The 12,635-nt window shown below is 53.7% G+C and carries 10 protein-coding genes; all 10 read right to left on the bottom strand.

Annotated features, from left to right (window positions below):
* Window positions 1-79: 79 nt before the first annotated feature.
* The 10 genes from rplT to tssI all read right to left on the bottom strand — a co-directional run bounded on the left by rplT (window position 80) and on the right by tssI (window position 12,399).
* Complete coding sequence (rplT, locus tag EKL02_RS08425; protein ID WP_128901635.1) at window positions 80-439, bottom strand: 50S ribosomal protein L20; 360 nt, start codon at window positions 437-439, stop codon at window positions 80-82.
* Between the two features lie 21 nt (window positions 440-460).
* Window positions 461-658, bottom strand: coding sequence for a 50S ribosomal protein L35 (rpmI, locus tag EKL02_RS08420; RefSeq protein WP_158592208.1), 198 nt, complete (start codon window positions 656-658; stop codon window positions 461-463).
* Between the two features lie 158 nt (window positions 659-816).
* Window positions 817-1,341: a translation initiation factor IF-3 gene (gene infC / locus EKL02_RS08415; RefSeq protein WP_128901634.1), complete on the bottom strand. Its 525-nt coding sequence runs from the start codon at window positions 1,339-1,341 to the stop codon at window positions 817-819.
* A 57-nt stretch (window positions 1,342-1,398) separates the two neighbouring features.
* Window positions 1,399-3,306, bottom strand: coding sequence for a threonine--tRNA ligase (gene thrS / locus EKL02_RS08410; RefSeq protein ID WP_128901633.1), 1,908 nt, complete (start codon window positions 3,304-3,306; stop codon window positions 1,399-1,401).
* A 279-nt stretch (window positions 3,307-3,585) separates the two neighbouring features.
* Window positions 3,586-4,110, bottom strand: coding sequence for a hypothetical protein (locus EKL02_RS08405; RefSeq protein WP_128901632.1), 525 nt, complete (start codon window positions 4,108-4,110; stop codon window positions 3,586-3,588).
* 10 nt (window positions 4,111-4,120) lie between these two features.
* Entirely contained in the window at window positions 4,121-4,624 is a 504-nt protein-coding gene (locus tag EKL02_RS08400) for a hypothetical protein (protein ID WP_128901631.1), read from the bottom strand.
* Window positions 4,625-4,693: 69 nt separating this feature from the next.
* The gene (locus EKL02_RS08395) at window positions 4,694-5,494 is read right to left on the bottom strand and encodes a putative type VI secretion system effector (RefSeq protein ID WP_128901630.1); all 801 of its coding nucleotides are present in this window, start codon (window positions 5,492-5,494) and stop codon (window positions 4,694-4,696) included.
* Window positions 5,494-8,517, bottom strand: a complete 3,024-nt coding sequence (locus EKL02_RS08390; RefSeq protein WP_128901629.1) for a T6SS effector BTH_I2691 family protein — start codon at window positions 8,515-8,517, stop codon at window positions 5,494-5,496. The genes EKL02_RS08395 and EKL02_RS08390 overlap by 1 nt, the downstream gene beginning before the upstream one ends.
* Before the next feature lie 126 nt (window positions 8,518-8,643).
* On the bottom strand, window positions 8,644-9,573 hold the full coding sequence (locus tag EKL02_RS08385; protein WP_128901628.1) for a DUF4123 domain-containing protein: 930 nt from the start codon (window positions 9,571-9,573) through the stop codon (window positions 8,644-8,646).
* An 18-nt stretch (window positions 9,574-9,591) separates the two neighbouring features.
* The gene (gene tssI, locus EKL02_RS08380) at window positions 9,592-12,399 is read right to left on the bottom strand and encodes a type VI secretion system Vgr family protein (protein ID WP_164931987.1); all 2,808 of its coding nucleotides are present in this window, start codon (window positions 12,397-12,399) and stop codon (window positions 9,592-9,594) included.
* Window positions 12,400-12,635 lie beyond the last annotated feature (236 nt).

Below are 12,635 nucleotides of genomic sequence, written 5' to 3'. Positions count from 1 at the left end.
AATTCAAAATAAAACGGGGCCAAGGTGTCGACCTTTGCCCCGCCTGTATTGCACGGCACCGAAGTGCCGCAAGCATTGCTTACGCAGCGATTGTGGCCTTCACCTGATTGACAATCGCGGCAAATGCCGGCTTGTCCAGGACTGCCAGATCAGCCAGGACTTTACGGTCCAGACCGATGGAAGCCTTTTTCAGGCCGTTCATGAACACGCTGTAGGTCAGGCCGTGTTGACGCGCAGCGGCGTTGATACGGGTGATCCACAGTGCGCGGAACACGCGCTTCTTGTTACGGCGATCGCGGTAGGCGTACTGGCCTGCGCGCATGACCGCCTGCTTGGCGATGCGGTAGACCGTGCTGCGGCGGCCGCGGTAACCCTTGGCGGCGTTGAGGACTTTCTTGTGACGGGCGCGTGCGGTAACCCCACGTTTAACTCTAGGCATAGTAGCTCCTTATGTGTGAGGTTAGGCGAACGGCATCATGCGCATGACGGATACGACGTCAGCAGCATGAACGTTGGTGATACCGCGCAATTGACGCTTGTTTTTGGTGGTTTTCTTGGTCAGGATGTGACGCTTGAAAGCGTGACCACATTTGACAGTGCCACCTGGGCGCACGCGAAAACGCTTCTTCGCGCTGCTCTTGGTCTTCATTTTTGCCATGACAATGTCTGTCCTTGAAGGACAGCTCCATTTTTAGATGATTGCAGGTGGCAACACTTCGTTGCACTTGGATGCCTGCTTTCACTTATTTTGCAGTGGCATCGAGGCCGCTGCAATTTTGTGCACCCTGCCCGTTACCGGGCAAGGCACGCAATTCATTACTTTTTCTTTTTCGGCGCCAGAACCATAATCATCTGGCGGCCTTCCATCTTGGGAAACTGCTCGACCTGGGCATACGGCTCCAGGTCAGCTTTCAAACGCTCCAGCATACGCATGCCAATATCCTGATGCGCCATTTCGCGACCGCGATAACGCAGCGTAATCTTGGCCTTGTCACCATCTTCATCAAGGAACCTGATCAGGTTACGCAACTTGATGTTGTAGTCACCATCATCAGTACCCGGGCGGAATTTCACTTCCTTGACCAGGACGATCTTCTGCTTGAGCTTGGCTTCGTGCGCCTTTTTCTGTTCCTGATACTTGAACTTGCCGTAGTCCATCAGGCGGCACACGGGCGGCTGCGCAGTTGGCGCAATTTCCACCAAATCCACGTTGGCTTCTTCGGCCAGACGGAACGCTTCGGCCAGACTGACAATGCCGATCGCTTCGTTATTGACCCCAGAGAGGCGCACTTCCGGCGCAGTAATTTCGCCGTTGATGCGATGCGATTTATCTGTAGCTATTGCAGTTTCCTTTAAAAATCAAATAATTAAGCCGTGCTCCGCGTCAAGGCGTCGCGATCAGGCTTTGGTGTCGACTTCGTTTTTCAGTCGTTCCAACAGCTGATCGACGGGCATTACACCCAGATCGACATTTCCTCGCGCACGCACGGCCACGGTGTTGGCATCCCGCTCCTTGTCGCCGATAACGACGATATAAGGCAGCTTCTTAACTGAATGCTCGCGTATTTTATAGGTTATTTTCTCGTTACGCAAATCGAGATGCACCCTAAACCCTTGTTTTTTCAGGTTTTGTGCCACCGTTTGAGCGTAATCAGACTGGGCATCGGAAATATTCAGCACGGCAACCTGCACTGGCGCCAGCCAGAGCGGCAGCGCGCCGGCATGATTTTCGATCAATATGCCGATAAAACGCTCCAACGAGCCGACAATTGCACGATGCAGCATGACCGGCACCTTGCGGGAGTTATCATCCGCAACATATTCGGCCCCGAGGCGCCCCGGCATGGAGAAATCGACCTGCATGGTGCCGACCTGCCATGGACGACCCAGCGAATCCTTCAGGTGGTACTCGATCTTCGGACCGTAAAAAGCGCCCTCGCCCGGCAATTCTTCCCAGGTGACGTCGCAGGCCTTGAGCGCGTTGCGCAGGGTATCCTCGGCGCGGTCCCAGACCTCGTCCGAACCGATGCGGTTTTCCGGGCGCAGGGCGATCTTGATCGAAATCCCGGAAAACCCGAAATCGGCATAAACCTGCATGGCCTGGGTATGGAATGCCCGCACCTCGCCCAGGATCTGCTCTTCGGTACAGAAAATGTGGCCGTCATCCTGGGTAAAGCCGCGCACGCGCATGATGCCATGCAGCGCGCCGGAAGGCTCGTTGCGGTGGCACTGGCCGAATTCGCCATAGCGCAGCGGCAGGTCGCGGTAGCTGCGCATGTCCGAGTTGTAAATCTGGACATGGCCCGGGCAATTCATCGGCTTCAGCGCGTAACTGCGGTTTTCCGACTCGGTCTGAAACATGTTCTCGCGATAGTTTTCCCAGTGCCCGGTCTTTTCCCACAGGGTGCGATCGAGAATTTGCGGCGCCTTAACTTCCTGATAACCATTCTGCTGATAAACCTGGCGCATGTATTGCTCAACCTGCTGCCACACGGTCCAGCCCTTGGGATGCCAGAACACCAGGCCCGGTCCTTCTTCCTGAAAATGGAACAGGTCGAGCGCCTTACCAAGCTTGCGGTGGTCGCGCTTTTCGGCTTCCTCCAGCATGTGCAGGTAAGCTTCCTGCTCTTCCTTTTTCGCCCAGGCGGTGCCGTAGACACGCTGCAGCATCTCGTTTTTGGAGTCGCCACGCCAGTAGGCGCCAGCCAGCTTCATCAGCTTGAAGACCTTCAGCTTGCCGGTCGACGGTACGTGTGGACCGCGGCACAGGTCGGTGAACTTGCCTTCGGCATACAGCGACACATCCTGGTCGGCGGGAATCGATGCAATGATTTCGGCCTTGTAGGCTTCACCGATCGACTTGAAATAGGCCACGGCTTCGTCGCGCGGCAACACCGTGCGGGTAACCGGCTCGTCCTTTTTTGCCAGTTCGGCCATCTTCTTTTCAATCGCCTGCAAGTCGTCCGGGGTGAAGGGCCGCTTGTAGGAGAAATCGTAGTAAAAGCCATTCTCGATCACCGGGCCAATGGTCACCTGGGCATCCGGGAACAGTTCCTTGACGGCGTACGCCAGCAAGTGCGCGGTGGAATGGCGGATCACATCCAGGCCATCGGCATCCTTGTCGGTGACGATTGCCAGGTCGGCATCCTGCTCGATCAGGTAGGAAGTGTCGACCAGCTTGCCATCAACCTTGCCGGCCAGCGCGGCCTTGGCAAGTCCTGCACCGATGCTGGCGGCGACTTGCGCCACCGTGACCGGAGCATCGAATTGACGTTGTGAACCATCGGGAAGGCGGATTGCAACCATTGTTTTCTCCATGCCGGGGCGTCTTGCCTGGGCGTTAAAACGTGAAAAGCGTAAAAAATGCGGACGCAAAAAAACGCGGACCAGCCGCGTTCTTCATTCAAGCAATGAAAAGACTCGACTAGCGTCGCTGAGTACCTCGGGTGCTAGTTCGCGGTGTCATAACCAGGTGCCTTTCTCGCTCTTACAGAATATATTGCCGATGTAAAACTTTGGCCTTTTTACGGCGTTTTTTGCCTAAGCGAGCATTTTATGTGGATTTAGGGGGGATGTCCACATTGGTTAGGAATGCCATAAGGTAAAGCAATGTGTATTCGACGTACCTGAAAGCGCCGACCAAATCCTGTTAAATTCTTCCAATTTTGCATTGATGCCTATCCAAGAGCGAACCCGCCAATCAGTCTGGCATGAAAAAAAGTTATCAAGGTCAGCTTCCAGCTCTTCCAGATTGTCGCGCCCCACCGGCTCGGCCTTGTTGGCAAAATTTCCCGCTGCATCGATCTGGGAACAACGCGCCTTCACGATTTCCATGCGGGCGCCGGCCACGACATGCTTGTCCTTGTCGTCGTCGGATGGGCGGATCGTATAGGCAAACGCAAATGCCGTTTCACCGAACTGCGCCTTGCCTGCGCAGCCGCGTTTCGGCGCGGCATAGGCATAACCGAGCTCTTGCGGATTGTGCAATCCGACCTTCCCCGCAGGAAGCTTGTCGCTACCGTGCAAGGTATCTGTTCGCATCTGGACTTGTATCCGAAACAGCATGCTGTTTACCGTACTGATCGCCTCGGGCGAATCACATGCGAGCATTGCGGGAGGATCAGGCCTCAGCCAAGCCAGTAAAACAGCCACCAGCAAAATCGCGACAGGAAAAAGCAGGATCACACCCAGCCGTAGATTGGCTCGAGACCTGGACTTCGCTTGCTGGCGAATCGAACAATTTATAGTCAAGAAACTCAGGATCGGAATTGTCGAATTCCTCCTGGCTGATCAGGCATTCATCAAGCAGTATCTTGAGAAAAAAAGAGTTTCTTATGACGTAAATTTGCTGCAGATGCTGCTCTGCGGCCTCGAAAATCGCGGATTTTTCCTGGAACGCCTGGCCTGAAGAGTGATTCAGGACGCGCAACGCAAACGCCTGCAGGGATTCGTCTGGGACGATGCGGTAGCTGACCAGCCAAACGACTATGTATGCCGGGTCGACGGCGATGCCCTGGATGGATCCGATATCGGGATGCCGGATCGCTGTGTTGTACTGGGCTTCGTCGATCAAGCCGAGTTTTAACACGCTGACCAAGGCGTCACGCGCTGGGCACTTGGTCATCTTATTGCTGTCAAATGCAATGTGCTTTTAACAAACGGAAGATTCCTCAATTAGCACTGGTAACCGAAACTATTTCGCAGAAACAGGCTTGCGCGCCCCGTAAGCCGCCAGTGCCTCATTCAACATATAAATATGCCGATCCGAATGCGGGTAACGTTCATCCATCGTCATCTCTGCCAGACAATACGGTTCCAGATCGACATTCCTGGGGTCTTTAAAGCCGAGCACTTTAAATATGCGCTCAGCATATAGACCATCATCAATGCTTGAACGGTAGGTTAAATAGCCAATAACAGTAGCAAATGCCGCAAGTGCGCAGCTCATGAGAAAGGAGATCTTTAAAAATCCAATATCCTCACTTGGACTAAAATAAAACATGATTAACAAGAATATCCATCCAACCACCCCGATACCTCCACACAGCCTGGCAATCGCTTTTGCGAGTTCCTTTCGACCTTTATTAATACTAAATGGCATCCAGAGCCATTTATCCGAGGGGCGAACGACCGCATGGACAAATGAGACTGAATCATCGATTCGACTCACCACGGCTTCCAGCAAGTCGCCATCTTTAAAATTCACCGTTTCAAAATTACCCAATACATCGTGTTCTCCAACGCATCCCACGAATTTGGTTATGTCTGCACCGTCATAGCTCGACAGCATAACGGCGTTGGCGACTGCGCCGTGCATGCCACCGATGGCATTTCCTGCACCAGCGACTCCCATTGTCGATTGCAATGCACTTAACAGATTGATTTTCCCTGGCGCTGTTCTTAGACGAGACAACTTGCCACTGATGAGATACATGTCGCCCTTAAAAGGATCTGTATCAGAAGTTTGGTAAATGCTGTTTGAAATTGGGTTCATTATTTTCCTAACACTGCCAGACGTGCTTTAGCCAATTGTTCCAATTCATTTTGAGAGCTGCCATAGGGTTTTCCATTTTTAACACGGTTGCGGAATGCACTGCGCGCGCACCAGGTTTCTAAAGCATTCGGTTGGAACGAGACAATGATGGCTTCACCTGCGTACCACAATATTTCGCCTGCCGTTAATACAAACCCAGCACCTGTACCCCATGCGACTACTCTTAGCAGGAAGACGCGAGCAGCCCATCTTTCAGCCTTCGAAGCTAACCACGTCGCAGCAGCACGCCTTGCAACCGCGTTTTCAGTCAAATTGATTGCGACACGCCTGAACATAGGGCCTGTGTACGAAAAAGCTGCTAGAGCGCCCGCTCCAGTGTTAAAAACACCAACTATCATTCTTAATAAAAGAAATGTTTCTTCTGGGGTTCGATTTTTCCCTGCAATTTCCTCTTTAAACTTGAGCCAATCTGCATACACAGAAAGCGACCCAGCCAACGTCCCAAACACCCCCGCCCACATCTTGAATCCGCCCCGAACGATATCGCCCGCTCCGACCACCGATTTAGCTGCATTGGCCAATTCTGCCTGTTCACGCCCCGACTTGATCAATGCATAAGGAATATCAAAACTGATACTCACTACAGACATTAGGTTGGATACCGTCTCGGCATAAAGAATCGGGTTGCCCTTGCCATTGTGAAGATCATAGGCCTTTCCGCCAAGTGCAATAGTTTCCATCAGTCCTAGCAGAACGCCGATGCGCGCATGATGAAGGTTATTAGTCCTCGGATCGTTAATATATTCATCAATTGTGTATTTAACGCCTTGCATGCGCTCAAGATGCTGTTTCTCGACATCGCTGATCAACGCTCCCCGTGCAGCTTCCAATTCATCTATTGCATTTTTTTGCATGGCGGCGATTTGCTTGCGTGCCGTTTCGACATCTTTCGGACTTCTTTCATTCAGCTGTATTTCACGCCTGGCATCCATAGTAGGGACGTGCTTTCCATCGGGGTTCTGCGGCGACTTGGAGGTGACGGGCTTATTCGGCTTTTCCGGACAAATGCCATATACCAATTCCTCAAACTGCAGCTTCTCTGCCAGCTTGCCCGTGCGTGCAAATGCAAACCCGCCGATCAGGCCGATAAGTTTCATATCCGGCTTACTCGCAGCCGATCCAAGTAATGCGCGTCCCAAGGTTTTATTTATTTCGGAAAAAAGAAATAAGGTTTTTCCCTCGATGCTGCGAGGAAAGCCCCCCTTGACCTGATTCTGTTTGCGCAAGAATTCATCCCAAGCCGAGTCGGCTTTGCGAAATAGATCGGCAAGAGATTTCAGCGCCTTATACATTTTTTGGCCATCAATTTTGGCCACCGAAGCCGCTGCCGCCGCGATGTTTTCGGCATCCTTCAAGGCTTTTTTTGCTTCTTCCTGAATATCCTGCTGATTCAAGAACAAACCACGCATGTAGATATTTTGGCGACTGACGATATCCTTTGCCTGAATCCATGCCGTAACCTGATCAGAAGACTTTTGCGAACCGGTCATCCCCATTGCACTGCGCGAGACTTGCTCTGCAAAATACTTTCCTGAAACAGGATCTTTTTGATCGTACATATCGAACGCCCCAAGCAAGCGCTCGTGATTTACCCATTTGAGATGGTCATTGACTCTTTCCTTGGCGGCATCCATCGCAGCTTTTCCCGCTGCATCAAATGCCTTGTCCAGATTATCAATGGCGGCATGATCAAGCAGAGGATGATATTTCTTGTCCCAAATCTCCTTGGCCTCTTGTTTTACTCTAGCCATTTTTACCGGTATTTCATCTCGCCTTTTCTGAAGGCGCGCTTCCATTTCCGCAGCTTCTTTTGGGTATGCCCTTAACCACGCATCCCGACCTTTTTCATAGGTCCAAGTTCGACGGCCTAAACCCATCTTGAATTTAACAAGCTCGGAAGAATCACCAGGAAACATGGGCTCATACAAACTGCGTATGTAGAGCTCAGTCATATTTTCATTTGCCTGGAGATTGCCGATCATCCCTCTTTCCATTGCAGCTTTGACTTCTCGTATGGCTTGAAGCGAATCAAATCTCCAGCGATTGGTAACTTGCTCCTGATCTTTCTTGTTTAAAAAATCATCCACTTTATTGTATGCATGATTGCGAAAATCATTCAATTCCTGCGCCACGCCAATATGGTCATATACAGCAACTGTCACAGCTTTTTGCTTGAACATGAAATCGTGTAGCGGGCTAATGCGAAGCAACTGCTGCAATCCCATTGCATATGCTGTTTCTTTATCTTCCTCGTCGCCGGTTGTCATCAATGGAAAGGTGGCATTGGCCAGCCCCTTGGCAATGGGGCTCAAGCGGTAACCATCATTTGTTTTGTCATAGCGGACGAATTCTGCCAGCCCAGTTCTCATTACATCAACTGTCATGCAATTCCGTTGCTTATGCTTGCCCGCGACCCATTCAGACGGACTGAACTTGACCATTTGGCCTTTTGCGCACAGCACCTCTGCTTTTGGTTTATTCTTGAGTTCCATTTCACCCAACATGGCGCTTGTGAGCGGGTTGGGCGTAAAAAGCAAATATGCAGTTTGCACTTCCTCGGCTTTATCAATGGCAATCAGGGATGCATTGACGCCATGGGTCATCGGATCACAAGAAAATACAGGTGGTATTAACGGAGGCGTATCAACTGCGAATTCAGATAAATATCCTGCTGCGTTACTCATGTAACATTGCCACGACAATGCACCGTTGCGGTCAACAAGCATATAAAAATAGCCGACACGCGCCATCCTGAGCGTATAGGTGGATAATTTGATGTCAATATCCTTTACATGCACTCCGACATCATCAGGCAGCGCTGGAGCTTTTGCATCTGCAGGTAGAGTCGCGCATCGCACAGGAAAAATAAATAGACCCGGCTTCCTGCAAAAATTGCAGGGCTCCGAAGGAGGGGCGCTAGTAGGGCTTGCGTTTTGCGCCGCGATACTCAAGCTATTTGCCATAACTGCATTTCTCAGAAAATTGATGAGTCGTTTGTGTAATCAGTGCCGGAGGCAGGGAATTTCGTTCTTTCGCTGGTTACATGACCTCACTGAAAAGCAACAAAGTTCCACGCCAATATAACGTGTTCATTGCAGGGAACTGGTTATATGAGCGTCCCAAAACGCATCATCAAATTTTTCAAGCGCAGAACAAAGGCCCTGTCCCTTTGCCTTTGATTGGGCAATGGCTTGCCTAACTTCCGGTATTGCATCGAATGCTTTAGAGATAAGCAGCGCATGCAATCCATAAGCAATCAGATCTGCCGTGTTGATATGGCCTTTTCCCTGGCCAGATCGCAAAATTTCGTCGAGCACATGATCGCGTTCAGGAGCTATTTTGCGACCAAGATTGGCTAGCGCTTTCAATAGCAAGTTAATGACCTCGATGCGATCAACGGCTTTATCCTGTTCATCAGACAGGCGCAATGGCAACGTTGCAGGCGTAAAGCCGACCTCGCCCTTCCTGAAGTTTTTTAGCTGACGCAATTTTCCGTCGCGATCGATCCATGCCCAGACTTCAATGGGACCGAGCAGTCCAGCCAACTGTTCCTGGCTCAAAATGCGTGCCAGGTGTCCCATCACGCGGGGATCCCAAACCCGCATGAGTGCTTCGGAAAATTTTTCATTGCGGACAACTACGGCTAGTTCAACATGCTTGACCAGACGCTCGGACGAGACATTGCGGCTGAATATCCATCCTCCCGTTGATCTGGATGCTCGCGTTGGATCGCAATTTTCTTCTGTGCCGATGTCAATGCTACTTTCGAATATGTGCAGTTCTTCAATCGTGAGTCGAGCCATTTGCAAGCATTGATTCGCCGGCAGCGAGGTTTTCTTTGGATTGATTGAGAAAACCTTTTTTTGTGCTGCCAACACTGCCCGCTCGGCCTCTAGCGGGTCGCCTAGCATCGGATCAAGAATTAAATCGCAATGGCCAAATTCCTTAAGAAGGCAAAATGCCTGTTCATTGACAGTTCCTTCCGGTTGTCTTGTTTCGAGAAATGATTGGCTTTTCATAGGTTTGACACTTCCGGATCATGCGCTCAAGCTGACTTTGCCCGCGCCATTTGTCGCAGCCGCTCCGAGCTTCATGGCGCACCCCTTCAATTCTCCCTTCTGCATCGCCGGCAACGCCGCATTCAAACTCGTCGGCCCACTCAAATCCTTCATCCCCGCCTTGAACAACACACTCCCCGGCGCATGAATCTGGATACTCCCCCCTGCAATCTTGATATACGCCCCACCCGCCGTCAGCAGCACATGCTCCTTCGCCGCCACCTCCACCTTCGCATGCGTGCTATAGATCGATAAATCCTTGTCCGCTGCCGCTTTCAGCTCCGCGCTCTGCGCCTGCACATCGACCTTGCCATGCGCTGCATGCAGCTTGATGCCCTTGTCGCCCTGCTCCTTGCGCTTGGCCTTGGCATCGCCATAGGTAAACAGACTGATTCCCGAGCGCACCGCCACCGCATAATTACGCCCGACCGTCGCGCTGACATCCACTCCGCCGGTCACCGTCATCGACGATGCTGTCACATGCTGGTCCGCCGGCGTCAGCAAGGCCACGCCGCCCGGCGCGCTCAGCACCAGGTCCGGCCGCCCGAATGCCGGCACCGTCCCGGCCCCGCCGCCTTCGGTCGTACCCATGCCCTGCTCCGTCTGCGCCAGCGACTCGATCGGCCGTTGCAACACCTTTTCAGGAGACTCGTGCTGATCCCTGTTCATTTCCTTGCCGACAAACGCATTGTGCTTTTGCGCGGTGCCCGCCAAATCCTTTTGCAACGCATGCGCCTGCTGCAACTGACCATGCGCTTCCTTCGCATCCATCTGCGACGAGCTCGCGTTGGGCCGGGCATCGGCGGAGAGCAGCAAGCCCTGCCCAGCCCGCAGCGCGCCGAATGCATCTGTCGTCAACTCTACGCCATGGCCATGACTTTGCTTGCGGGCGTTGTCCGCCTGCCGTTTGATATGTCCCAGGTTCAGTTGCGCTTTGGCTTTGGTAGTCTGCAGGCGCGCGCCCACTTGTTCGGTACTGTCGTCAAACACCAGTGCGTTGTAGCCGCCCTGCCCATCCTGGCTATGGCCAATTTCCTGCGTCTTGAAGCCCGACAGAATGGCGTTGTGCGCATGCTCGCCGCCTTCACCGGCAAACCACGCCGGCGCATTGCCGGTGGCCGCGCCCGCGCCTTGCGCATTCTGGTTGCCTTGCGCATCGCCCAGCCCCTGCCCGTTATAAAGCGCGCCAATGACGACCGGGCGGTCGATGTCACCCTCGACGTAATCGAGGATCACTTCCTGGCCGATCCTGGGTGTAAAGCTTGCGCCCCAGTTGGGGCCGGCGGCGGGCTCGGCCACGCGCACCCAGACATAGGCGGCTTCGGTGGCCGGCGCATTGTTGTCGCCTTGCGGATGACTCCTGCGACTGGCCGATTGCGCGCCGCGCTGCCAGTGCATCTGCACCTTGACGCGATGGTCCCGTTCGGTGGTCAGGTCGTCTCCGGCAGACCCAACGACGATGGCGGTATGGATGCCTGCCACCGTCGGCTTCGGATGCAGCAAGGCGCCGCGCGCATCCATCATCAGCGGCCGCCAGGGGATGTCCTCACGCAGCGCAGTAAAGCGGTTCTGGTAGAGCGGCGCTTCGTCCTTGCCATCCGTCCCGACTTGCGCCGGTGACGAAGTACTGTTGGCAAACACGCTGTCGATCAGGGTGCGCGCCTGCGAATCCAGGTTATTGCGGCCGATGTGCTGCACGGCGATGACGGCAAAGCTCGCTGCGGTGTCGCCGCCCTGCCGGCGGTCCTGGTCATGAATCGGGTGCTCTGTGAGCACAAAGGTGGTGGCAGGCGCCAGCGTGCGCGCCGTCCCTTCACCATGGTAGACCTTGTTGCGCGCCTCCAGCGCTTCGAGCTGCAGCCGCGCGATGCGTTCGGCAGCATCACCACCGCTGAAGTGGCGCAGGCCGGAATGGTCCATTGCCAGCAGCTCGGGCACGGCGCCATTGGCATGGCTGCTTGACTGCTGGTGCGCAATGACCCTGACCTGGCGCTCGTTCCAGCTGGCCACGGCCATGGCATTGGTCGCGACGCGGCGGGCAGCCTGCCAGCCGGTGACGGCATCGGTCTGCTCGACCGCTGCCGCACGATGAAAGCGAATGTGCGCCTGCAGGTTGGGCGCAAAGGCGCTGTTGCTGTCGGCAATGACCAGCCGATGGTTGCCGAGGGTCGTGCTCGCGCTGTCGCCCACATGTTCGAACCAGTAAAACAGGCCTTCTTCGGCCAGCAGGCGCTCGACAAAGGCCAGGTCGCTTTCCTCGAACTGGGTGCAGACTTCGCGCGGGAGGTAGAGGCCGGGATTATTCACGGCCAGGCGCCAGTCCGGTACCAGCCGGCCCTTGCCTTTATAATCGGCAACGATCTCGCCGACGATATCAAGCGTAGACTTGCCCTGCCAGACGAACGAATCACAGCGGTAACGCAGAAAAGCCGTCCAGGGTTCGAGCTTCACGCGATAGCGCGCAAATCCACCTTCAGCAGAAAGCAGTTCGAATGCCGTGACATGGCCATGAAAAGGACGGGGTGCGCTGCGGCTTTGCTGGGTGAGAATTTCCAGCAGGGCCGGTTGCCCGAGCAGGCGCTTGCCGTCCAGCGCAGCGTCCTGGGAAAGCGCAGTAACGTCAAAACGAAAACCTTCGCTCAAGCCTTCGCGGCCGGCGATGCGCTCCACCAGCAGGGCATTTGGGCCCAGCGAGGTGGTCAGCCGCAGCAGGCGCGTTTCCTGGGTGTACTGCGCCAGGTGCGCGCGCAAAGCGCTGCCCGCGGCGCCGAGGACGTCTCCATTCATCATTTTTCCTGTTTTTCAATATGACAGCCGCTTGCTGCTGCGGCATTGGACGACCCGGCCAAGCGCCACCGGATTTGTTATTAAATTGAAAACATGTCGAAATGATAAATGAACAAGAGAAAAATGTCATTAAACTAACAAATTATCTCTTTGATACTCCTTTACAGTTGGTAATTTGCTTGTTTTTCCCGGCGCACGCCGGGAAAACTCTGATTTAAATCAATTAGTTGCTCCAA

The organism is Janthinobacterium sp. 17J80-10 (assembly GCF_004114795.1).
In the GTDB taxonomy this organism is placed as follows: Bacteria; Pseudomonadota; Gammaproteobacteria; order Burkholderiales; family Burkholderiaceae_D; genus Paucimonas.
This window is presented reverse-complemented; position numbering and strand designations above follow the sequence as displayed.